At 68.8% G+C, this 23398-nt stretch carries 18 protein-coding genes; 10 read left to right on the forward strand and 8 right to left on the reverse strand.

The features are described 5' to 3' along the window. Positions 1-220: 220 nt before the first annotated feature. Positions 221-1255 carry a helix-turn-helix domain-containing protein gene (locus ACWEIJ_RS11140; protein WP_449837009.1) on the reverse strand — a complete coding sequence of 345 codons (1035 nt, stop codon included), beginning with the start codon at positions 1253-1255 and terminating at the stop codon, positions 221-223. A gap of 225 nt (positions 1256-1480) precedes the next feature. Between ACWEIJ_RS11140 and ACWEIJ_RS11145 the strand changes: the two genes are divergently transcribed. From ACWEIJ_RS11145 to ACWEIJ_RS11155, 3 genes are all read left to right on the forward strand, one after another. Continuing rightward, entirely contained in the window at positions 1481-2245 is a 765-nt protein-coding gene (locus ACWEIJ_RS11145) for a DUF5753 domain-containing protein (protein ID WP_449837010.1), read from the forward strand. Positions 2246-2523: 278 nt separating this feature from the next. Next, positions 2524-2973, forward strand: coding sequence for a hypothetical protein (locus tag ACWEIJ_RS11150; RefSeq protein WP_449837011.1), 450 nt, complete (start codon positions 2524-2526; stop codon positions 2971-2973). A gap of 43 nt (positions 2974-3016) precedes the next feature. Next, a complete protein-coding gene (locus ACWEIJ_RS11155) occupies positions 3017-3649 on the forward strand; it encodes a class I SAM-dependent methyltransferase (protein ID WP_449837012.1) in 633 nt (210 codons plus the stop codon). Between the two features lie 4 nt (positions 3650-3653). Here the strand turns inward: ACWEIJ_RS11155 and ACWEIJ_RS11160 are convergent, their stop codons facing one another. Together ACWEIJ_RS11160 and ACWEIJ_RS11165 are read right to left on the reverse strand one after the other, a co-directional pair. Further along, positions 3654-4451: a helix-turn-helix domain-containing GNAT family N-acetyltransferase gene (locus ACWEIJ_RS11160; protein ID WP_449837334.1), complete on the reverse strand. Its 798-nt coding sequence runs from the start codon at positions 4449-4451 to the stop codon at positions 3654-3656. Between the two features lie 29 nt (positions 4452-4480). Further along, positions 4481-5923, reverse strand: a complete 1443-nt coding sequence (locus tag ACWEIJ_RS11165) for a neutral zinc metallopeptidase (protein WP_449837013.1) — start codon at positions 5921-5923, stop codon at positions 4481-4483. Between the two features lie 181 nt (positions 5924-6104). On the opposite strand from ACWEIJ_RS11165, the gene ACWEIJ_RS11170 reads away from it, so the two are divergent. Genes ACWEIJ_RS11170 through ACWEIJ_RS11180 form a run of 3 tightly spaced genes read left to right on the forward strand, consistent with a single transcriptional unit; the run spans position 6105 to position 7830 of the window. Continuing rightward, a complete protein-coding gene (locus tag ACWEIJ_RS11170; RefSeq protein ID WP_449837014.1) occupies positions 6105-6695 on the forward strand; it encodes a DUF6230 family protein in 591 nt (196 codons plus the stop codon). Next, complete coding sequence (locus ACWEIJ_RS11175) at positions 6686-7108, forward strand: DUF6114 domain-containing protein (RefSeq protein WP_449837015.1); 423 nt, start codon at positions 6686-6688, stop codon at positions 7106-7108. Before ACWEIJ_RS11170 ends, ACWEIJ_RS11175 begins: the two co-directional genes overlap by 10 nt. Then, positions 7105-7830 carry a hypothetical protein gene (locus ACWEIJ_RS11180; protein WP_449837016.1) on the forward strand — a complete coding sequence of 242 codons (726 nt, stop codon included), beginning with the start codon at positions 7105-7107 and terminating at the stop codon, positions 7828-7830. The genes ACWEIJ_RS11175 and ACWEIJ_RS11180 overlap by 4 nt, the downstream gene beginning before the upstream one ends. Positions 7831-7890: 60 nt before the next feature. On the opposite strand, the gene ACWEIJ_RS11185 is transcribed toward ACWEIJ_RS11180, so the two are convergent. After that, entirely contained in the window at positions 7891-9261 is a 1371-nt protein-coding gene (locus ACWEIJ_RS11185; RefSeq protein WP_449837017.1) for a neutral zinc metallopeptidase, read from the reverse strand. A 133-nt stretch (positions 9262-9394) separates the two neighbouring features. Between ACWEIJ_RS11185 and ACWEIJ_RS11190 the strand changes: the two genes are divergently transcribed. Then, a complete protein-coding gene (locus tag ACWEIJ_RS11190) occupies positions 9395-10081 on the forward strand; it encodes a DUF7850 domain-containing protein (protein ID WP_449837018.1) in 687 nt (228 codons plus the stop codon). Here ACWEIJ_RS11190 and glgB read toward each other — a convergent pair. The 4 genes from glgB to ACWEIJ_RS11210 all read right to left on the reverse strand — a co-directional run bounded on the left by glgB (position 10016) and on the right by ACWEIJ_RS11210 (position 17396). Then, on the reverse strand, positions 10016-12190 hold the full coding sequence (glgB, locus tag ACWEIJ_RS11195; RefSeq protein WP_449837019.1) for a 1,4-alpha-glucan branching protein GlgB: 2175 nt from the start codon (positions 12188-12190) through the stop codon (positions 10016-10018). The two genes, ACWEIJ_RS11190 and glgB, sit on opposite strands and share 66 nt — an antisense overlap. Positions 12191-12193: 3 nt before the next feature. Next, the gene (locus ACWEIJ_RS11200; protein ID WP_449837020.1) at positions 12194-13519 is read right to left on the reverse strand and encodes a maltokinase N-terminal cap-like domain-containing protein; all 1326 of its coding nucleotides are present in this window, start codon (positions 13517-13519) and stop codon (positions 12194-12196) included. Positions 13520-13527: 8 nt separating this feature from the next. After that, on the reverse strand, positions 13528-15336 hold the full coding sequence (gene treS / locus ACWEIJ_RS11205) for a maltose alpha-D-glucosyltransferase (RefSeq protein ID WP_449837021.1): 1809 nt from the start codon (positions 15334-15336) through the stop codon (positions 13528-13530). Positions 15337-15419: 83 nt separating this feature from the next. Beyond that, positions 15420-17396, reverse strand: a complete 1977-nt coding sequence (locus tag ACWEIJ_RS11210; RefSeq protein ID WP_449837022.1) for a maltotransferase domain-containing protein — start codon at positions 17394-17396, stop codon at positions 15420-15422. 238 nt (positions 17397-17634) lie between these two features. Here ACWEIJ_RS11210 and ACWEIJ_RS11215 point away from each other — a divergent pair, with 238 nt between their 5' ends. The 3 genes from ACWEIJ_RS11215 to glgP all read left to right on the forward strand — a co-directional run bounded on the left by ACWEIJ_RS11215 (position 17635) and on the right by glgP (position 23264). After that, entirely contained in the window at positions 17635-19257 is a 1623-nt protein-coding gene (locus ACWEIJ_RS11215; RefSeq protein ID WP_449837023.1) for a protein kinase domain-containing protein, read from the forward strand. 4 nt (positions 19258-19261) lie between these two features. Next, the gene (locus tag ACWEIJ_RS11220; protein ID WP_449837024.1) at positions 19262-20560 is read left to right on the forward strand and encodes a serine/threonine-protein kinase; all 1299 of its coding nucleotides are present in this window, start codon (positions 19262-19264) and stop codon (positions 20558-20560) included. Positions 20561-20675: 115 nt separating this feature from the next. Then, positions 20676-23264: an alpha-glucan family phosphorylase gene (gene glgP / locus ACWEIJ_RS11225; protein ID WP_449837025.1), complete on the forward strand. Its 2589-nt coding sequence runs from the start codon at positions 20676-20678 to the stop codon at positions 23262-23264. Positions 23265-23398: the final 134 nt, after the last annotated feature.

Raw genomic sequence — 23398 nt, forward strand, 5'->3', positions numbered from 1 at the left:
CTGATCAAGGACCGGCCAGCGCCGCGGGCGGGTTGATGGCACGCCGGTTGCGTTGGGCGGCTTGCGGTTGCGTTGTTTGGTTGCGGTGTGGGGTGGTCCCGTCACGAGTCGCGCCAGGAGCGAGCGCGGCGAGTGCTGTGGCACGACTCGTGACGGGACCACCCCACCGGGTTCGTGTGGAAAGGACGGCTCGGCTGCGCCATCGCTGATGAGCGTGTGGTCACGCCTTGAGGTGATACCGGCGTAGCGCCTGTGCCGAGGTGGCCTCCTCGACCCAGTGCAGTTCCCACGCGTCGCTGGCGACCGCGAATTGGCGGTCGAAGCCCACCCATTTGCCGCGGAGGCTCTTGCCCATCGGGTCGATCACCAGCTGGAGAGCGCCGTGGTAGACGGAACCTCTGTAGTAGCCGCCAGGTGAGGTTCTCTCGACCCAGGTTCCCGTGGCGACAGTTCCGCGGACATTGAGGTTCAGCATCAACATCGAGCCGTTTTCTGCGGGAACGCTTTGCCCGGTCAAGGTGTCGCCGCGTTGATGCATCACGACGTAGTGTTCGCCGACGAAGTCCTTGCTGCGTCCGGTGCTGGTGTAGTGGTAGCGGCTGTGCCAGATGCCGGTGAAGTCGGTCGGGTCTGCTTTGTCCTGGTGGCCGGTCGGGCTGGCCGACGCCTTGTCATCGGCGCTCGCCAAGCTCGATGCGGTCAGGGTGAGTGCGGCGGTCAGCTTCATCAGCAGTGATCGCCTGCTCACTGAGTCTTCCCCGCTCCGCACCCATGCGGTTCCCAGCCTCGCCAGGTCCTCCGCGCTGCTGTGTTCCAGCTGTTCGACGAGAGTGGCGACGTTCTGATCGGTTCCTGTTCCGGCTTTGAACGTTGCGAGCTGCTGCGCTGCTCCGAATGTGGGGTCGGACGATCGGAAGTCGGCGCAGTCGGAGAGAAGCTCGCTGACGCTGCACTCGTACAACTCGGCAAGTCGGCTGAGGACGACGATGGACGGTTCATGTCCGGTAGGCGCGGGCCAGGTCTCCCAGTAGGAGAAGGCTTTGGAGGACTTGGGATCGGCGGGCCACTTGGCATTCCAACGCTCAGCCACCTCGCGCTGGCTCCACCCTCTCGCGAGGCGGAAGGCAACGCGCATGTTGACGTTGTAGCGCTGGGAGAAGTCGCGTGCGATCTCGCCCCAGGTCTGATGTTGGGATCGTGCGGCCGCAGATAGCGCTTCCTGCTCCTGGCGGATGCTCCGAAACGACGGTGACATCTGCCCGCCTCCTTGGATCGCTGGCTTGCGCGGACCTTAGCGGAGGTTTCCAAGGTTACGACTTCTCCCAGTTGAAAGGGGAGAAGTCGTTCCGCAAGATCATCGCTTGACGGGGTTCTCGAGTGCTTTGACGTGCGGTTTTCTGGTGACATGCCAAGAAGAGTCTCGACAGCGCGAGCCGCGAGTTCGGTGACGGACTGCGGGCAGCCATTGGGGGCGACCGGTATGCCCTCGCGTGCGGTCGCCGAGGTGGTCGGTTGGCACGAGAGCAAGCTGTCGGACCTGGTGCGGGGCAAGGGTGGTGCGAGCGAACTCGAAGTGGCCGTTCTGCTCGGTGCGTGCCGAACGGCGCTTCCTGAGCGCGAGCACTTGCTGAAGCTCTTCCGGGAGACCGAGGTCAGGGGCTGGTGGCAGCAGCACGGCGCTTGCAGTCCCGTTCGTCTCCGCACTGTGGTTGGACATCTGGCTGTCGCCAAGTCGATCATCAGTTGGCAGGACCATGTGGTGCCGTGCTTCTTGCAGACGGACAGCTACGCGCGTGAGGTGCTGCGTGCATCCGCCAACGTGCCTGCGGATGAGCTTGAGGATCGTGTAGCCGCCCAGGCCGAGGTGCAGAGGCTTCTGTCAGGCATTTCGGCCTGCACCTTCTACATTCACGAGCTGGCTCTGTCGCTTCAAGTCGGCAGCCACGAGGTCCAGGTCGAGCAATTGCAGCACCTTCTCTTCTGCGGAAACAGGCAGAACTTCGCGATTCGAATCGTTCCGGCCGTAGCAGGTGCACACGCCGGGATGAACGGGTCGTTCACGAAGTTGCACTTTGAGAGGCATGAGCCGCTCGTGTGGCTGCAGAACGAGAACTCCAGCCTCTTCGTCGAGGAGGAGTCCGCGGTCGCCGGCTACGCGGCCGTCGTTCGACGCCTGGATGAGATCAGTCTGGACGTTCAGCAGTCCAAGGCGATGATCGCTCGTTTTGTGGGCGAGAGGTGTTAGTGCACATGGGCTTTCGTCGCGCGAGACCGTGCTTTGACCAGCGGGAGCCCAGCATGCGCTGGTATCTCGCCACCACTGCGGACCACGACACGCATCTCGCTGCTCCCGCATCGGAACACGACGTCGAGGCGTTGTGCGGCAGGAGCTTCCGGCCCTACTTCCAGCTTCCCGGGGCGCCCCTCGACCCGCTCCAGGTCTGCGTCGCATGCCTTGCGAAGCGAGACCTGGCCACATCGACCAGCAGCGCCTGAGAAATCACACCACGAAGGAGAATCAGCATGTCCATTGCAATGACACTGCGCGATCCGCGGACGTGTGTGTCGGCTGAGGTGTGGGACCGCGAGGTACGGCTGATCATGCGAGACCACGACAGGGACCGCGACCTGGCCGAGCGCATCTTCGGCCAGGCCGTTGCCTACCTCGTGGTCGCGGCCGAGAACCCGGAGGTCCCGATGGGACCGACACCGATCGTCGACGAGGGCGTGCACAGCTTCCTGCTCGACACCCCCAACTACTTCCTGTTCTGCGACGAGAACAACGGTGGCCGCTACATCCACCACATTCCTCACCTGCCTGAGGACGGCGCAGCAGGGCCGCTGGTGTTGAACAGCACGATCAAGGCCATCCGCGCGGCCGGGTTCGCGCTCGACGCCGAGTTGTGGAACGCGCAGTCCGTCGACTGCAACCAGTGCTACGCGGGTTGCCATGACAGTCCAGGCGGCAAGTAACGCGGCCGCTGATACGGTCCCTCGACCGGAGGAAGGATTGCTGGTGAGCAGCGCCCGAGCAGAGATCTGGGAACGGTACGCCGCGAAGTACACGCCGCGGCGCGCCGTCAACGCCGCTGGGGCGACCACCTGGCTCAACTGGACCCAGTACCCCGACCACGGACCCGACGAGAGCGTTCTCGGCGATCTCGTCGGCAAGAGGGTGCTGGAGCTCGGGTCTGGTGCCGGGGCCAACCTGGCCCACCTCGCCACTCTCGGCGCGATCTGCACCGGGGTCGACATCGCTCCCAGTCGCGCCGTCCTCGCCCAGCAGACCTGGGGCCATCTCGACGGCCTGGAGTTCGTCACCACCGACGCTCTCGACTACCTCAGCGGCACGAGCGCCGCGTTCGACATCGTCTACTCGATCTTCGGCGCGGTCTGGTTCACCGACCCGGAGGTGCTCTTTCCACTGGTGCGCGGGAGGATGAGCGACGGTGGCGTCTTCGCCTTCTCGCAGCCGCCCGCCACACCGCAGGAGGGCAGGGCCGGCTCGGTCATCCGGCAGTGGCACCTTCCAACCGGCCAGTGGATCGAGCAACTCGCTGCAGCGGGGTTCGGCGACATCGTGGCGGAGGCCATCGACGCTCCCGAGCCTGGCGACGTCGGAACCGTGCTGATTCGCGCTCGCGCCTGACGGGCTAGGGGCGGCGGCGTTCCAGCAGGACGGTGTCGCGCCACTCGCCGTGGTGCTGGGCGATTCGTTCGCGCACGCCCACGGTTCGGAAGCCCGCCTTGTGGTGCAGGGCGATGCTGGCCCGGTTCTCCGGGAAGATCGCGGCCTGCAGGGTCCACAGGCCGTCGGCGTCGGCGGCCGAGACCTGGTGGTGCAGCAGGGTTTTGCCCACGCCTCGGCCCTGGCAGGCGTCGGCCACGTAGATGGACGTCTCGGCCACGCCCGCGTAGCACTCGCGGGCCGAGATCGGGGTGGCGGCGGCCCAGCCGGCTACCACGCCGTCCACCACGGCGATCCAGCGGTGGTCGGGGAGCCACTTGGACTCCAGGGTTCGGCGGGAGGGGACTTCGGTTTCGAAGGTGGCGTTGCCCGTGGCTATGCCTTCGCCGTAGATGCGGCGGACGTCCGGCCAGTCCTCGGCCGTCATGGCGCGCACGGAGACGCCGGCCGCCGGGCGGAGCGAGCCGGGGGAAAGCGCTCCCATCACGGCGTCCGCGGCGTGGGGGAGGTCGGTGCAGCACGCCGGGTTCACGGTGACGAGGGTGGCGGTGCCTTCGCGTTGCACGTGGACGAAGCCGACTTCGGCCAGTTTGCGGACGTGGTGGGAGCAGGTGGACTGGCTCACGTCCAGCAGGGTGGTCAGCTCGCCCACGGTGACCGGGGCCGCGGCCGAGGCCACGTGGTGGAGCAGGCGGACGCGTGTCGGGTCGGACAGGGTCGCGAACCACGAGGCGTAGGTTGCGGCTTCATCGGTCAGCACCAGACGAGTATCGACGCGCGTCGATGGAATTATCAAACCGAATACTTCTTGACGCAGTACGAGGAGCCGCGGAAGAAGCCGTCGCCGAAGGCTTCCACGCGGGCGAAGCCGGACGGGACGGCCTTGCCGTTCACGTCGGCGGCGATGAGGCTGTTGTCGGCCAGCAGTTCGGCCACGGCCTCGTCCAGGTCGCCAGGGGACAGTCGCAGGCCCGCCGGTGGGTTTGGACGGTTCGTGAGGCCTGCCCAGGCGCCGGTCAGGCAGGCGGTGCGCTGGCCCGCGGCGTCGTCGTCGAGGCGGAAGCCGGTCGCGTGCTGGATCGACAGGCTGAAGCGGGAGGCGATCACGGCGAACGCGGCGAAGTCGCCGATGCCGCCCTTCGCGCCCTTCTTCGGGGGCGTGCCGATCTTCACCAACGACGGCAGGTCGAGCTGGATCTCGTTGGTGGCGGGGCAGAACGACGCGGGCGACGTGGTCTGGGCGTCCGGGCACGACTTGATGCCCGTGCGGTCGAAGGCCGGGAAGGCCGCGCCGGTCGACCGGTAGAGGTCGCGCAGGGACTCCTCCAGGGCCTTGAGGTACTTGTCCTGGTTGACCTGCGCGTTGCCGCGGCCCTGGCCCTGGTCGGAGTCGGACGGGTCGAACGGGCGCTCGGTGATGCGCTTGTCGATCTCGGCCTCGTTCATCTCGGCGCACCGGGTGGCGCCCTGCGTGAAGCCGAACTGGAAGGCGGAGACGCGGTCGAACGCGCTGCCGTGGGCGCCCTGCTTCTCGAAGGAGGTGCCCGCCGAGTCGCGGATGAAGAACATCGTCTGCAGGACCTGGTTCAGCCCCTCTCCTGTGGACAGTTCGAAGTGCTTGGCCTTGTTCTCGGCGATCCAGCGCATGAAGACGCCGGTGTAGCAGTCGGCCTGCTGCTCCTTGACGATCGACGGGGTGTTGGGGCCGATGTTCGAGGCCGCGCCGAGCTTGTACTGGACGGCGTGGCCCATCTCGTGCGCGAGCACGGTGACGACGGCCATGGGGCCGAAGGTGTCCTTCAACATCGGGAGGAGCTCACCGCGGTCCCACGTGATGCTGTCGTCGAGGGCGCAGTAGAACGCGTTGGCGACGCCCGCGGTGTTGAGCTTGCAGACCTCGACGCCCTTGCCGTTGGAGTCGTAGGACAGGAAGCGCTTGACCGGTTCGAACGTCTTGCCGGGGAACGAGTTGGGGATCTCGGCCTTCCAGAACTCCTGGACGTCGGCGAGGGTGTTGATGGCCAGCTGGTCCATCTCGCCGCCGTCGCCGTTCTCCACGCTCAGGTCGGCGGCCGGCACGCCCCGCTTGGGGCCCGACGGGCCGTTGGAGATCTCCAGGCCCGCGACCTTCGTCGGGTCCGGCCGTTCGCCCTTCGGTGCGCCCTCGACGACCGAGGCGCACGCGGTCAGGGCTGCGGTCGCGGCCAGCGCGACGGCGATTCGTCCGATCCCCATGAGGCGGAACCCTACTAAGCGCGTTCACGCACCTGATGCAAGGACCAGGGGCCAAACGTGAAACCGCCTCACCCTCTGGGGTGATTTCAAGACTGTGCGGACTCGTTTTCGTTGTCTCACCGATGTTTCGGAGCGCACAGTCCCACCCTGCAAGCCTTCGGTGTGGAAGGAGTTTGGCGGTATGGGTAGAACGCGCTGGGCACGCTTCGTAGGGGTGCTCGGTATCGGTGCCGTGGGTGCTGGTGCCCTCCTCTTCGGCATGTCCCAGGGAGCGCTGGCCGCCTCGTTCGCGGTGTCCGGCAGCAACTTCAAGGTGGGCGCGGACAGCTTGACGGGCAAGGGGTTCGTCCAGTTCGGCGGCGTGGACGCGGGCGCGGGGCAGGTGCACGTCGTCGCGGTCAGCGGGTTCAAGTCCGCGACGCTCGACAAGTTCTGCCAGTCGGTGTTCGTGCCCAACATGCCGATCGTCGGTGACGTGACGCTGCGCATCACGGCCGACAGCGTGGGCGGTATGTCGGCCGACAACCTGGTCGTCAACCTCACCGACCTGTCCGGTGACCTGGAGCTGGGCGCTCCCGACATCGGCGTCGACGCGAGCAAGACGACCAAGGGACCGGACGGTCTCAGGGGTCTGCCGGGTTCGTTCGGCCTGCAGGCCGACACGGCCAAGATCACCGGTCTCAAGCAGACCGCGTGGTCGACCACGGCTCAGACCATCAGGTTCAAGGGCATGAACCTGACCATTCGCCAGGGGCAGCAAGAGTGCTTCTGAGGGTCTGGCGAGCCTTCACCGCTTGGCGACGTGGCCGGCCCTTCTGGGCCGGCCTGTTCGTCGCCGCAGGTGCGATCATCATCCTGTTCCCGCCGTTCCTCGGCGTGAAGCTCGGCGACATGGTCATCTCGATCCAGACGCTCGGTGGCGTGTCCTCGCTGCTGATCGGCCTGTTGCTGGCGATCTGCGCGGTCTCCCTGTGGCTGCAACCCAAGTTCCGGCTGGCGGCCGGCATCGTCACGGTGCTGCTGTCGCTGGTCGCGCTCGTCGTGACGAACCTCGGCGGCTTCCTGCTCGGCACCCTCCTCAGCCTGCTCGGCGGGGCGCTCGCCGTGGCCTGGACGGACACGCCGAAGAAGCCGAAGAAGTCCAACGGCAGCCCTGAGCCCACCCAGAGGGTCCAACCCACATGATTCGGTCACAGCCGCTGGCGGCGGTCGCGATGGTCGCCGTGCTGGCGATGCAGCCGCCGTCGAGCAGTGAGCCGCCGCCTCCGAGCAGCAGCTCGCCCGCTCCGCCGAGCAGCTCAGAGCCACCCCCTGTTTCCAGCAGTGCCACTCCACCGCCGGCGTCCTCGTCCGTGCCGACCCCACCGCCGAGCACGGAACAGCCCACGACGCCGGCGCCTCCGCCACCGGCCCCTGCCCCGGTGGCGGGCGGAGGACGGGAGTGGACCCTCAAGGCGTCCCGGCTGGAGCTCAACGGCCTCAACTTCGTCGGGGTCGTCGACTCGGTGCTGAACGGTCAGGTCATCAAGGTCCTGAAGTTCACGACGAGCGACATGAAGATCAGAGACCTGGTGCAGACCGCCGAGGTGTCGCCGGGCGTCAAGCTCGTCACCGCGGCCCGCGCCGGCAGCACCTCCACGGTGAACCTGAGGCCGTTCAACGGCGGCCCCAAGGAGCCGCCGCCGCTGATCGAGCTCTTCACGATCCAGCTGAAGGGCAACCTGGACTTCCTCGGCATCAAGATCCCGGTCGACTACACGGCCGCCCACCCGCCGCCGCTGAACGTGCCGCTGGCGGCGTTCACCGACGTCACGGTCCGCAACACCGACCTCAAGGGCGGCAACCTGACGATCCCCGGCGCGCGGATCTCCATCGTGTCCGACCAGGCACCGGCCGAACGACGTTGACGAAGGGCTCTTCCCCCACCTGGGATGGGGGAAGAGCCCTTCGTCGTGTTCAGGGGGCGGTCAGAGACCGCACTTCTTCTGGCCGCCGAACACGCCCTCGCGGAACCGCGCCACCCGCTGGAACCCCGGATCCACCGCGTCCTGGCCGCGCGCGTCACGGGCCGCGTAGTCGTACCGCAGCAGCACGGTCACGGCCTCGTCGAAGTCACCCGGCGACAGCCCGAACGCGCCCTGACGCTGGAACACCGCGCCCGTGTAGGCCCCGGCCAGGCACAACGCCGCCGCGGAGGCCTCCTGGCCCTCGATCGGCTTGCCCTGCACGGCCAGCTCGGCCAGCGCGTACCGGGTGGCGATCAGCGTGCCGGTCGCGTAGTCGCCGAGCTGCTTGTGCAGCAACGGCAGCTCGCCCTGGGTGGCGATCTTGATCGACTTGTCCGCCGGGCAGTACGCGACCGGGCCCTGGTCGCCCGAGCAGTTCGGCTCGGTCTGGGACGCCTCGGCGCGCGGTGACGTCCAGGTCTTGCCCGCGGCCGTGGCCAGGGTCTTGAAGAAGCCGTCCAGGTCGGGCGTGACCGACTCCAGCATCTCCGAGAACGGCAGGTTGCCGCCGTTCGCGCGGTCCGTGACGGTGGTGAAGGCCCGCTGGGTGAACGTGCGGTTCTGCACCGACATCGCCCCGCAGAACTTGGCGCCCTGCTCGTAGCCGTCCTGGAAGGCCGCCACGCGGTCGAACGCGCTGCCGTGCGCCTGCTGGTCCTCCGGGGAGGTGCCGACCGGGTCGCGGAACGTGATCAGCGCGCCGAGCGCCTTGTCCAGGGCGTCGGTGCCGATGTCGAGGCGCTGGGACTTGCCGTCGGTCACGCTGCGCACGAACGAGCCGGCGAAGCAGTCGGCCTGGGCCTCGGTGAGGATCGTCGGGTACTTCTCCGGATCGCGGCGCTCGGCCTCCGGCGTGATGCCCATGCGGTTCTGCACCGCGTGGCCGATCTCGTGGGCCAGCACGACGACCACGGCCGCCTCGCCGAACCGGTCCTGCAACACCGGGAGCAGGGACGCGCGGTCCCAGGCGATGGCGTCGGCGGCCGGGCAGTAGAAGGCGTTGCCCTCCACGTCGGAGGCCTTCTGCGTGCACGGCGGCGGCTTCGCGGTGGCGTCCTGCGTGTCGACCGAGTAGTAACCGCCGGTCAGCGACTTCCACGGCTTGTTGAACGTCTGCTGGAAGGTCTTCTTCCAGAAGTCGTCGATGTCGGTGAGCGCGGTCGCGGCCAGCTTGTCGGTCGGGCCGTTGTCCGTGCCGCGGACCTGCACGGTCTCGGTGGACGCCTCCTTCTTCACCACCTTGGCGGCACGAGGACGTCCCGGGACCTGGGCGGTGCAGCCCACCGCGAGCAGGGCGGTGGCGACGATCAGCGCGATGCTCCGGTGCCGCATGGACCCATTGTGCCTGTCGGTCGGCTTTAGGGGCGTCCTACTCGGCGAACTCAGGCGCATACAGAGGCCAACGTGCGGCGGGCTGATCAGGTTCACCGAGCCGGAGTCAGCCGATCGACCTACCTTTCCAGTTGTGCGCGCGTTCCTCTGCGCCCTGATGCTCCTGCTCGGCCCTCCCACCGGGGCCGATCCGGTGCTGCCCGGCTGCACCGGGGGCATCGCGCCGGACCCGCGCCACGGCGCGATCACCGGACCCGGCACCGTCGGCACCACCGTCAAAGCGGTCCCTCAGGGCGTCTACGACCTGTCCGTCTGGGCGGGCAGCGGCAGACCTGGACCGGCGACGGCGGTCGGGCTGCAGTTCCTCGACCGCGACAACGTCCAAACCGGACACACGTACGCTCGGTGGCCGCAACAGGACAAGCGGTACAACAGTTACGGCATGATCGCGCCGCAGAACGCCGCCACCGTCCGGTTCTTCGCCACCACGACGACGGAGATCCACTGGGACTGCGTGTTCCTCCGCGTCTCCACCTACGAACTGAGCCTCGAACACGCGGCGGACCAGCTGAAAGTCACCGTCACGAACACCGGCGGCCTGCCGCTGACGGGCCTGCGGCTGACCGTCTCCGGGTGCGCGGACTTCCCGCCGTTCGACCTGAACGAGCAGGTCGTCCGCACCTGCACCGGCAGCCCGCCGGCGACCGCGACCGTGTCCGGCGCGCTCTACTGGAACGGAGCGCTGCCGGACAGGTCAGTCGGCCTCACCGAGAACGCCGGGCTCCTCCGGAACCAGCCACAGCACGCCCGCGGGCGGTAGCTGCAGCACCGCGGAGTACGGCCGCCCGTGCCACGGCCTGGCCTCGGCCTCGACCCCGCCGAGGTTGCCCACCCCGGAACCGCCGTAGTGCGCGGCGTCGGTGTTCACGAGCTCCTTCCACCGCCCGGCGGACGGCAGCCCGACCCGGTAGTCGTGGTGCGGCATCCCGGCGAAGTTGGCCACGCACGCGAGCGTCGAGCCGTCCTCACCGACCCGCAGGAACGACAGCACGTTGCCGCCGGAGTCGTTGGCGTCGATCCACTGGAACCCTTCGGGCGTCACGTCGTGCGAGAACAACGCCGCCGCCGTCCGGTACACCGAGTTCAGGTCGCGCAGCAACGACTGGATGCCCTGGTGCAGGCCCGGCTGCTCGACCAGGTGCCAGTCGAGCGACCGCGACTCCGACCACTCCTGCCGCTGCCCGAACTCACCGCCCATGAACAGCAGCTGCTTGCCCGGATGCGCCCACATGAACGCGAGCAGTGACCGCACCCCGGCGGCCTTGTTCCAGTCGTCACCCGGCATTCGCGTCCACAGCGAGCCCTTGCCGTGCACCACCTCGTCGTGCGACAGCGGCAGCACGAAGTTCTCGCTCCACGCGTAGACCAGCGAGAACGTCATCTCGTTGTGGTGGAACGACCGGTGGATCGGCTCGCGCGACAGGTAGTGCAGCGTGTCGTGCATCCAGCCCATGTTCCACTTGAACCCGAACCCGAGGCCGCCCAGGTGCGTCGGCCGCGTCACGCCCGGCCACGCCGTCGACTCCTCGGCGATCATCACGACACCGGGGTGACGGCGGTACACGGTCGCGTTGAGCTCCTGCAGGAACCGCACCGCGTCGAGGTTCTCCCGGCCACCGAACTCGTTGGGCAGCCACTGGCCCTCGGGCCGTGAGTAGTCGAGGTAGAGCATCGACGCGACGGCGTCCACGCGCAGACCGTCGAGGTGGAACTCCTCGATCCAGTACAGCGCGTTCGCCACGAGGAAGTTGCGGACCTCGTTGCGGCCGAAGTCGAAGACGTACGTGCCCCAGTCGAGCTGCTCGCCGCGGCGCGGGTCGGCGTGCTCGTACAGCGCCGTGCCGTCGAACTTCGCGAGCGCCCAGGCGTCCTTGGGGAAGTGCGCCGGCACCCAGTCGACGATCACGCCGATGCCGCGCTGGTGCAGCGTGTCCACGAAGTACCGGAAGTCGTCCGGCGAGCCGAACCGCGAGGTCGGCGCGTAGTACGAGGTGACCTGGTAGCCCCACGAGCCGCCGAACGGGTGCTCGGCGACCGGCAGCAGCTCCAGGTGCGTGAAGCCCATGTCCTCGCAGTAGTCGGCGAGCTCGGTCGCGAGCTCCCGGTAGCCGAGACCGGGCTTCCACGAGCCGAGATGCACCTCGTAGATCGACATCGGCGCGTTGGCCCACTGGGTGGCCTCGCGCCGCGCCTCCCACTCCGCGTCACCCCACTGGTACTCCGAGCGCGTCACGACCGAGGCGGTCTGCGGTGGCGTCTCCGTCGCGAACGCCATCGGGTCGGCCTTCTCGTGCCACACGCCGTCCGCGCCGAGGATGCGGAACTTGTACCGCGTGCCCACCGGCACGTTCGGCAGGAACACTTCCCACACGCCGCTGGAACCCATGGAGCGCAACGGGTTCGCGCGCCCGTCCCAGCCGTCGAAGTCGCCCGTCACCCGCACGCCGCGCGCGTTCGGCGCCCACACCGCGAACGAGACACCGGTGACGTCACCGGCAACCGTTTCGTAGCAACGGACGTGCGCGCCGAGCACGTCCCACAGCCGTTCGTGGCGGCCCTCGCCGATCAGGTGCAGGTCCAGCTCGCCGACCGTGGGCAGCCACCGGTACGGGTCGTCGACCTCGACCGTGTGGTCGCCGTAGGACACCAGCAACCGGTAGTCGCCGGGCGCCTCCGGCAGCTCGCCCTCGAACAACGCGTCGGCGATGCGCGGCAGCTCGACCTGCTTGTCACCCCACGACACCGCGACCGACGTCGCGCCGGGCCGCAGCGCCCGTGCGATCACCTGGTCGCCGACGGTGTGCACACCCAGCACCGAGTGCGGGTCGTGGTGCGCACCGGACAGGAGTCGGTCCAGGTCGGCCTTCACGGCTTACTCTCCTCCTGAAGTCATCCGGGCGATCGACGACAGCGGAACCGTCAACCACTCCGGCCTGTTGGCGTGCTCGTAGGCGACCTCGTAGACCGCCTTGTCCAGCTCGAACGCGCGCAGCAGGTGCGCGTTGTCCCGCGGGTCGGCCGCCACCTCGGCGTAGCCGTCGCAGAACGCCGCCCGGTTGCGCTTCGTCCACTCCATCGCGCGGTAGGCGAGCTGGTCGTCGTCGGGCTGACCGATCAGCAGCTGGCGTGCCGCGTAGTCGAACGACCTCAGCATCCCCGCCACGTCGCGCAGCGGCGACTTCAGCCCGTTGCGGGCCTCGACGCTCGCCGCCGGCTCGCCCTCGAAGTCGATCAGCAGCCAGCCGTGCACGGTCCGCAGAACCTGGCCCAGGTGCAGGTCGCCGTGGATGTGCTGGATCGGGATCCGTCCCAGGTGCTTGCGGGCGTCGGAGAACGTCGCCCGCAGCGGCTCCTCGTACCGCGCGAGCTCCGGCACCGCCTGCAGCGTCGCGTCGAGGCGTCGTTGCATGCCCTCGACGGCTAATGCGACGGCGTCGTCGTCGGCGAGCCGCGTGCCGAGCGCCTGCGCGAGGTCCGCGTGCACCTTGGCGACGGCCTGCCCGAGCCGGTGCGCCTCGCCCGCGAAGTCGCCGCCGACCTCGAACGCGTGCAGGTCGGCCTCGGCCATCAGGTCGCGCACCGAGGTCGTGGCCATCGCCCAGCCCTCGACCGCGTCCGGCAGGAACTCCTGCAGCATCGCGAGCGTGACCGGTTCGCCGTCGAGCTCGGTGGAGATCGACCCGAGCGGCTGCGCGATGTGCTCGCAGCCGACGGACCGCAACGCCCGGTGCAGCACCAGGTCGCGGTTCTCGCCGCGGGCGAGCTTGCGGAAGATCTTCAGGATGTACTGCTGGCCGTAGATCAGCGACGTGTTGGACTGCTCGACGCCGATCGGCCGGCCGCGCAGACCGGACCGCAGCTCCGTGCCGGGCTCGTGCGTGAAGACGATGCTGTCCGCGTCGTTGCCCGAAGTGATGTACCCGGACGCGATCCGGTCGAGCAGCACCCCGTTGTGGTCGGGATCCAGCAACACGTCCCAGGCGCCGGTGTTCAGGCTGAGCGCGCCCTGGTAGCTCTCGGTCCGCCCGGGCTGCTCCACCTCGAAGATCACGTGGACCAGGTCGCCGTCCACCACCGTCGTCCTCAGTGGACGGACGGCGGTGATCGGCTGGTCCTTGCCGCCGAACCACCTGGCGGCCGGGAGCAGATCGGGCAGTGAGGCGACCAGCTTGTCGACTAGTTCGTGGGGATCGATCATGCGCGGGTTCACCTCATCTCGCTGTCGTCGCCCGCCTCTACCAGCTGGAACCAGTAGAAACCGTGACCGGGAAGGGTCAACAGGTACGGGAGTTCCCCGATCGAGGGGAACTTGACACCTCCTGTGAGCTCCAGCGGCGTGTAGTCGCGGTGCTCGGAGAGGTCCAGCTCGACGGGTTGCGGGAAGCGCGACAGGTTGTTCACGCAGAGCACGATGTCCTCACGGCCGTCCGGTCGCTTCCACAACCGCTTGTAGGCGAGCACGCTCGGGTTCGAGCCGCCGAGCTCGGTGAAGTCGCCCTCGGCGAACGCGTGGTGCTGCTTGCGCACCTCGATCATCCGGCGGGTCCAGTTGAGCAACGACGACGAGTTGTTGAGCTGTGCCTCGACGTTCAGGCCCTGGTAGCCGTAGACCGGGTCCATGATCACCGGCAGGTAGATCCGGCCGGGGTCGCAGCTCGAGAAGCCCGCGTTGCGGTCGGGCGTCCACTGCATCGGGGTGCGCACGGCGTCGCGGTCGGCGAGCCAGATGTTGTCGCCCATGCCGATCTCGTCGCCGTAGTAGAGGACGGGCGAACCGGGCAGTGACAACAACATCGCGGTGAAGAGCTCGTGCTGGTTGCGGTCGTTCTCCAGCAACGGGGCCAAACGCCTTCTGATGCCGATGTTGGCCTTCATCCGCGGATCCTTGGCGTACTCCGCGTACATGTAGTCACGTTCCTCGTCCGTGACCATTTCCAGCGTCAGCTCGTCGTGGTTGCGCAGGAAGATGCCCCACTGGGCGTTCTCGGGGATGGCCGGCGTCTGCGCCAGGATCTCCGAGATCGGGAACCGCGACTCGCGGCGCACCGCCATGAAGATCCGCGGCATCAACGGGAAGTGGAACGCCATGTGGCACTCGTCGCCGCCGATCTCCGGGTCGCCGAAGTACTCGACCACGTCCGACGGCCACTGGTTCGCCTCGGCGAGCAGCACCCGGCCGGGGTACTCGTCGTCGACGACCTTGCGGCAGCGCTTGAGGAACTCGTGCGTGCGCGGCAGGTTCTCGCAGTTCGTGCCCTCCTCCTCGAAGAGGTACGGCACGGCGTCGAGGCGGAACCCGTCGATGCCGAGGTCGAGCCAGAACCGCAGGACGTCGAGCATCGCCTCCTGCACGTCCGGGTTCTCGTAGTTGAGGTCCGGCTGGTGGCTGAAGAAGCGGTGCCAGAAGAACTGCCCGCGCACCGGGTCGTACGTCCAGTTCGACGTCTCCGTGTCGACGAAGATGATCCGCGCGTCGGCATAGCGCGAGTCGTCGTCGCTCCACACGTAGTAGTCGCCGTACGGGCCTTCGGGGTTCTGCCGCGACTCCTGGAACCACGGGTGCGCGTCGGAGGTGTGGTTCAGCACGAGGTCGGTGATCACCCGGATCCCGCGCCGGTGCGCCTCCTCCAGCAGGTACACGAAGTCCTCGACGGTGCCGAACTCCGGCAGCACCGCGCGGAAGTCGCTGATGTCGTAGCCGCCGTCGCGCAGGGGAGAGGCGTAGAACGGCGGCAGCCAGAGGCAGTCGACGCCGAGCCACTCCAGGTAGTCCAGGCGCGAGGCGAGTCCCCTGAGGTCGCCGGTGCCGTCACCGTTGGAGTCGCTGAACGCCCTGACCAGGACCTCGTAGAAGACGGCGCCCTTGAACCAGTTCGGGTTCTCCGACGCGGGCTCGGCCGACCTGAAGTCCTCGGCCTGGGGTTCGACCAGGAAGCCCTCGTCGTCGATGGCCTCTCCGGTGTGCGGTGTTCCTTCGAGCCCCAACGCCGCGTCGGGACGGGTCTCTTCGATCATGTTCCCACCTCGTCGGGGGTGTAGAGGCTTTCGATGAAGGGCTCCTTCATCCACCTCAGGTCGATGAAGGAGCCCTTCATCGGTCAGCTGAAGCGGCGCTGCAGGCTCACGACGTGCGCGGTGGCACGCCAAGGCTCGAGACGGATGTAGTTGGCCTGACCCCAGTCCCAGGTCTCGCCGGTGACCTCGTCGTGCGCGATCACCCGCTCGTGCCAGTCGAACCCGAGCGCGGGCAGGTCGAGGTACAGCGTCCCCTCCTGCGCGTTGTTCGGGTCGAGGCTGACGACGACCAGGACGGTGTCGCCCGTCTCCGGGTCGCGCTTCGAGTACGCGACCATCGCGTCGTTGTCGGTGTGCTGGAACTTCAGCGTGCGCATCTGCTGGAGCGCCGGGTGCGCCTTGCGGATGTGGTTGAGCTTGCGCAGCCACGGTTCGAGACTGCGCCCGTCCGCCAGTGCGCGGGCGTAGTCGCGTGGCCGCAGCTGGTACTTCTCGGAGTTGAGGTACTCCTCGCTACCGGGCTTCACGGCTTCGTGCTCGAACAGCTCGTAGCCGCTGTACACGCCCCACGACGGCGCCAGCGTCGCCGCGAGGGCCGCCCGCAGCGCGAACATGCCGGGACCGCCGTGCTGCAGCGACTCGTGCAGGATGTCCGGCGTGTTCACGAAGAGGTTCGGCCGCGCCTCGTCCCAGTGGTCGCGCAGGTCCTCGCCGAACTCGATCAGCTCCTGCTTGCCCGTCCGCCAGGTGAAGTACGTGTAGGACTGGGTGAAGCCGAGCTTGGCCAGGCCGTAGAGCCGGGCGGGACGGGTGAAGGCCTCGGACAGGAACAGCGTGTCCGGGTAGACCTCCTTGACCTTCCAGATCAGCCAGTGCCAGAAGTCCGGCGGCTTGGTGTGCGGGTTGTCGACCCGGAAGATCCGCACCCCGTGCTCGGCCCAGTGCAGCATCACCCGGAGCACCTCGTGGTAGAGGCCCTGCGGGTCGAGGTCGAAGTTGATCGGGTAGATGTCCTGGTACTTCTTGGGCGGGTTCTCCGCGTACGCGATCGTCCCGTCCGGGCGGGTGGTGAACCACTCCGGGTGCTTGAGGACCCACGGGTGGTCCGGCGCGCACTGCAGCGCGAAGTCGAGCGCGATCTCCAGACCGAGGTCCTTCGCGCGTTCGACGAGCGCGTCGAAGTCCTCGATCGTGCCGAGCTGCGGGTGGATCGCGTCGTGGCCGCCCTCGTCCGAGCCGATCGCCCATGGGGAACCGGTGTCCTCGGGGCCGGCGACGAGCGTGTTGTTGGGGCCCTTCCGGTTCACTCGCCCGATCGGGTGGATCGGCGGGAAGTAGACGACGTCGAAGCCCATCGCGGCGACGCGGTCGAGCTCCTTGGCCGCCGTGGCGAACGTGCCGTGCACCGCCTGCCCGGTCTCGTCGATCCCGCCGGTGCTGCGCGGGAAGAACTCGTACCAGGAGCCGTACGCGGCCTTCTTGCGGTCGCACCAGATCTTGTGCGTCTTGCCCTTGGTGATCAGCTCGCGCACGGGGTGCTCGAACATCACCTTCTGGACCTCGTCGGCCATCGCGGGCGCGACGCGTTCGTTCAGCGGCCGGTCCTCGTCACGCAGCGCAGCCGCTGCGGACATGAGCAGTGCTCGCTCCTGCCTCCGATCGGGTCGCCTCGCCACCCGATCGAGCAGCTGCGCGCCGATCTCGAGGTCGTTCGCGAGATCGCCGGGACCCTGTCCCGCCGCGATCTTCACCTCGACGGCGTGGTTCCAGGTGCCCCAGGGGTCGCTCCACGCGTCGATCCGGAACGTCCACGCGCCCTCGGCGTCGGGCACGACCGTCGCGCCCCACCGGTCGAGGCCGATGCCGACCTCGTGCATTCTCGTCTGGCGGGCGACCCGGTCGTTCGGTCCGCGCCACGTGACGGTCGCGGCGAGCTTGTCGTGCCCCTCGCGCCAGACCGTCGCCTGGACCGGAACGTGTTCCCCCACAACGGCTTTCGCTGGATATCTACCAGCAGAGACCACCGGGGAGACATCGTCGATACCGAGCCGTCCACTCATCGGCAGCGCCCTTCCGCCGTGTCGGTCCGCGTCGCCCGCAATCCTGCCTTGCTCGATCAAGGGGCCTGTCAGCGGGTTACCCCTTGTAGATCCGTACCCAACTGATGTCGATCGCACACCTTGACCACGTCGTGTGTCCAGGGCCACTGGCCATCAGGTAGCCACTTCCCGTCCTCTCGATTGGACCGATGCCGAGGTACTACCGACGCTTCACGGTCCGGTTGGGTACCGTCCGCGCGTGAACAACAGGCTTGGCGACCGCTACGTCCTGCTCGACCAGCTCGGCGCCGGGGCGATGGGCGTCGTGTGGCGTGCACGCGACGAGCTCCTGCACCGGGACGTGGCGGTCAAGCAGCTGCTCCTGAACGACGTGCAGGCGCACGAGGTCCAGGAGGCCATTCAACGCGCGATGCGTGAAGCTCGCATTGCCGCGCGGTTGCAGCACCCGAACGCGATCGGCGTGTTCGACGTCGTGGTCGACAACGGCAAGCCGTGCCTGGTCATGGAGTACCTGCCGTCCCGCAACCTCTCCGCGGTGCTGGACGAGCGCGGGCCGATGCCACCGGTCGAGGCGGCCAGGATCGGCTCGCTGGCGGCCGGTGCGCTGGCCGCCGCGCACGCCGCCGGGATCGTCCACCGCGACATCAAGCCCGGCAACGTCCTCATTGGACGTGACGGGGCGGTCAAGATCACCGACTTCGGCATCTCGCGGGCGCTGGGCGACGTGGCGGTGACCAAGACCGGCATGCTCGCGGGCACGCCCGCCTACCTCGCGCCCGAGCTGGCCCGCGGTGCCGAGCCCGCGCCGCCGTCGGACGTGTTCTCGCTCGGCGCGACGATCTACGCGATGACCGAGGGCGAGCCGCCGTTCGGGCGCAGCACCAACGACCTGGGCCTGCTCTACAAGGTCGCGCGCGGCGAGACCCGGCCGCCGATGCGTTCCGGCCCGCTCACGCCCCTGCTCGTGCGGCTGCTCGCCAACGAGCCGTCGCAGCGGCCGACCGCGGCCCAGGCGGCCGAGGAGCTCAAGGCGATCGCGGCCGGCCACGTCGTGCCCGCCACCGCCGTGATCCCGCCGCGCCCGATGACGCCGCCGGCCGGCACCGCCGTGATGCCCCCGTCGGGTCCTGGCACCCAGACCGCGCGCCCGATGGCGTCGTCGGGTCCGGGCACGCAGGGCCCGCGGGCGATGTCCCCCCAAGGCCCGCGCACCCGGCCGCCCGTGCCACCGCGCGAGCCCGACTACGACCACGACCGCGATTACGACTACGACCCCGAGCCCGCGCCGAAGAAGAAGAACCGGGGCCTGGCCATCGCCGCCTCGATCCTCGCCGTGCTGCTGGTCGCGGGCCTGGCGTACGCGCTCATCCAGAACATGAGCAACAAGGACCACACCGCGGGTCCCAGCACCTCGACGTCGAAGACGCCCTCGCAGACCCAGCCCACCACCGCCAAGCCGACCACGACCACCCCGGAGCCGACGAGCGAGAAGCCGACGTCGTCGCAGGGCTACCCGAGCCCGACGTCGGCGCCGCCCGCGACCAAGTTCACGAAAGCCCAGGTCACGCAGTTCGTGCAGCAGCACTACGGGAAGCTGCCGCAGAACGTGAAGGCCTCCCTGGGCGACTGGGACCCGGACAGCGCGCCGAGCGAGAGCTCCGAGAAGGCGTACTGGGGCGACTACGCCAAGGTCGCGATCAAGGGAAGTCCGCTGGTCACGGCGTCGGACGACGGCACCTTCCAGGTGACGACGGCCCTGGCGCTGACCACGACGGAAACGAACAAGACCACCACCGAGGAGCACACGCTCAAGATCGACGGCAAGGGCGACAAGCTGCTCATCACCAAGGAGGACCGCTAGTACCGTGGGCGCACTGGCCGGCCGGTACACCCTGCTCGAACGCCTCGGCAGCGGTGCGATGGGAGTCGTGTGGCGAGCCCGCGACGAGATGCTCCACCGCGAGGTCGCGATCAAGCAGCTGCTGCTGCCCGACCTGGAGCCGAGACTGGTCGAGCAGGCCTGTGAGCGGGCGATGCGGGAGGGCAGGATCGCCGCCCGGCTGCACCACCCGAACGCGATCGGCGTCTTCGACGTGGTGATCGACGACGGCAAACCGTGCCTGGTGATGGAGTACCTGCCGTCGCGCAGCCTGTCGGAGGTGCTCAAGGAGCGGGGCACGCTGCCGCCGGAGGAGGCCGCGCGGATCGGCGCGCAGGTCGTGGCGGCGCTCGCCGCGGCGCACGAGGCGGGGATCGTCCACCGGGACGTCAAACCGGGAAACGTCCTGATCGGACACAACGGTAGCGTCAAGATCACGGACTTCGGCATCTCCCGCGCGGCCGGCGACGTCTCGGTCACCAGGACCGGCGGGCTCGCGGGCACGCTCGCCTACCTCGCGCCGGAGCTGGCCCGCGGCGCGGAGCCCGACCCGGCGGCGGACATGTTCTCGTTCGGGGCGACTCTCTACGCGCTGACGGAGGGACAGCCGCCGTTCGGGCGCACCGAGAACGAGTTCGGCCTGCTCTACAAGATCTCGACCGGGCAGGTCACCCCGCCCGGCCGGTCCGGATCGCTGACGCCGCTGCTGACCCGCCTGCTGGCGATCGAGCCCGCGGCCAGGCCGACGGCCGCACAGGTCGCCGAGGAGCTGGCGGCCCACACCGCGGGCCGCCAGGGGCGGCGAACCGGGGTTCTGGTCGCCGCGGTCGTGCTGGTGTTGCTCGTCGCCGCGGCGGTGGCCGTGCCCTTCCTGCTCGACCGCGACCAGTCCGCCGGCTCCGGCAGCGGTTCGCCGGGACAGAGCACGAGCCCTCCCGCGCCGGCCGCGCTCACCACCAAGGACGTGGACGCCTTCGTCCGGCGGCACTTCGCCAAACTGCCGAAGGACACCGCGGGCGCGCGGCAGGACTGGGTGCCCGAGTCCCGGCCCGCCGAGCAGGCCGACGACCAGTACTGGCAGCGGTACGAGGTGGTGGCGATCTACGGCGAGCCCCGGATCAGCAGCACCGCGCAGGACGACCAGAGGTATTCCGTCGGGCTCGACCTGACGCTGCGCAAGCGGGGCGCCCGCGAACACGACGTGTCGATCGAGGGTTTCCGGCTGGATCTCGTCGTCACCGACGGCAGGCTGCTCATCGCCCACTCGCTCCAGTCGGGCGGCTGAATCGCCGTATCGGCTGCTCACGGCCCATCCGCGTCTTGACCGGTTCTGCAAGTCGTTGCAGGTGTGACCGGGAACGTTGTCAGGCGTGCGGGGGTGGCAGGTAAGTTCGCTCGTCATGCGAGCACTTCGCCGGTTCACCGTCCGAGCCAGTCTGCCGGAGCCCTTGTCCGCGCTGAGCACGCTCGCCACCAACCTGCGCTGGACGTGGCATCCGCCGACGCAGGAACTCTTCGCCTCGATCGACTCACGCGTCTGGTCCGAGGTCGGTGGCGACCCGCTGCGCCTGCTCTCCGTCGTCGACGCCGGAAAGCTGGAGGCCCTCGCGAGAGACGAGCAGTTCCTGCTCAGGCTGCACGCTCTCGCGTCCGATCTCGAACGCTACGTCGAGGGGCCGCGGTGGTACCAGCGGCGCCAGGACGAGATCGCCCAGCGCCGCGAGCACGGTGCCACCAACGACACCCCGTTGCCGACGAGCGTCGCCTACTTCTCGATGGAGTTCGGCGTGCACGAGGCGCTGCCGAACTACTCGGGCGGCCTCGGCATCCTCGCCGGCGACCACCTCAAGGCAGCCAGTGACCTGGGCGTTCCGCTGATCGCGGTCGGCCTGCTCTACCGGTCGGGGTACTTCCGGCAGTCGCTGTCGCTCGACGGCTGGCAGCAGGAGCACTACCCGTCGCTCGACCCGCGGGGGCTGCCGCTGGAGCTGCTCACGGAGCCGTCCGGGCTGCCGTTGCTCGTGCACGTGGCGATGCCGGGCGACCGGATGCTGCGCGCCAAGATCTGGCGGGCGCAGGTCGGCCGGGTGCCGCTGCTGCTGCTCGACTCCGACGTGGAGCAGAACGACGAGGACCTGCGCGGCGTCACCGACCGGCTCTACGGCGGCGACCAGAACCACCGCATCCGCCAGGAGATCCTCGCGGGCATCGGCGGCGTGCGGGCCGTCCGCACGTTCTGCGAGCTCACCGGGCACCCGCAGCCGGAGGTGTTCCACACCAACGAGGGCCACGCGGGCTTCCTCGGCCTGGAGCGGATCCGCGAGTACATCACCAACGACGGCCTCGACTTCGACCAGGCGCTGACCGCCGCCCGCGCCGGTGCCGTGTTCACCACGCACACCCCGGTGCCCGCCGGCATCGACCGGTTCCCGGTCGACCTGGTCCAGCACTACTTCGGGGCCGAGCAGCTCGTGCCCGGCGTGAACACCCAGCGCATCCTCGCGCTCGGCGCCGAGGACAACCCCGGCATGTTCAACATGGCCCACATGGGCCTGCGGCTCGCCCAGCGCGCGAACGGTGTGTCCAAACTGCACGGTGAGGTCAGCCGGGACATGTTCCGCGGCCTCTGGCCGGGCTTCGACTCGACCGAGGTGCCGATCGGGTCGGTCACCAACGGCGTGCACGGGCCGACGTGGGCCGCGACCGAGATGAGCAAGCTGCTCGGCGCGTCCGAGGCCGACAACCACAGCTCCAGCCTCGGGCTCGGCGCGTTCCAGCCGGTCACCGACGCGGGGCTGTGGGAGCTGCGCAGCACCCTGCGCGGCCGCCTGGTCACCGAGGTCCGCAGGCGGCTGCGCGAGTCGTGGCTGCAGCGCGGTGCGTCGGCGCTGGAGCTGGGCTGGACCGACTCGGTGTTCGACCCGGCCGTGCTGACCGTCGGGTTCGCCCGCCGCGTGCCGACCTACAAGCGCCTCACGCTGATGCTGCGCGACCCGGAGCGGCTGCGGTCGTTGCTGCTGCACCCGGAACGGCCGGTGCAGCTCGTCGTCGCGGGCAAGTCGCACCCGGCCGACGACGGCGGCAAGGCGCTGATCCAGCAGATCGTGCGCTACGCCGACGACGCGGGCGTGCGGCACCGGATCGTGTTCCTGCCCGACTACGACATGTCCATGGCCCGGTACCTGTACTGGGGCTGCGACGTGTGGCTGAACAACCCGATGCGCCCGCTGGAGGCGTGCGGCACGTCCGGCATGAAGGCGGCGTTGAACGGCGGCCTCAACCTGTCCATTCGCGACGGTTGGTGGGACGAGCTCTACGACGGCTCGAACGGCTGGGCCATCCCGACCGCGGACGGCGTCAGCGACCCGATCCGCCGGGACGACCTGGAGGCCAACGCGCTGTACGAGCTGCTCGGCTCGCAGGTCGCGCCGTTGTTCTACGACCGCGGCGAGGACGGTGTGCCGACCCGCTGGATGTCGATGGTCCGGCACACGCTGGCCTCGCTGGGACCGGTCGTGCAGGCGTCGCGCATGGTCCGCGAGTACGTGGAGACCTACTACGCGCCGGCCGCGGCGTCCGCGCAGAACGTCGTCGGTGACGGCTTCCGCGGCGCGAAGGAGCTGTCCTCGTACCGGCACCGGCTGCGCGCCTCGTGGACGCGGGTGCGGGTGCTCGACAGCGACCTGGTGCTCGGCGGCTCGTCGGTGCCGGTGCTGGGCGCGCCGGTCATCGTGCGGGCGCGGGTCGAGCTGGCCGGGCTGGAGCCGTCCGAAGTGGACGTCCAGGTCGTGCTCGGCAAGGTGTCGAACGACTCCGACGAGCTCAAGGACGTCGTGACGGCGCCGATGAGCTACACGGGCAACGGCAACTACGAGGCCGAGGTGCCGCTGCCGCACGCGGGCGCGCTCGGCTACACCGTGCGGGTGCTGCCGAGGCACGGCCTGCTGGCGTCCCCGGCGGAACTCGGCAGGGTCGTTCTGGCCAGCTGACCAGCGCAGGAGATCAACACAGGGCATCCGGTTCGTCGTCGAACGGCGAGCTGGATGCCCTGATGCGTTCGTCTTCTTTGTTTCCTGTTCACTGCTCGTGACCTGGCTCAGGCGTGTGTTCGATTCAGCGCCTT

The sequence above is a fragment of the Lentzea sp. NPDC004789 genome (assembly GCF_053601075.1).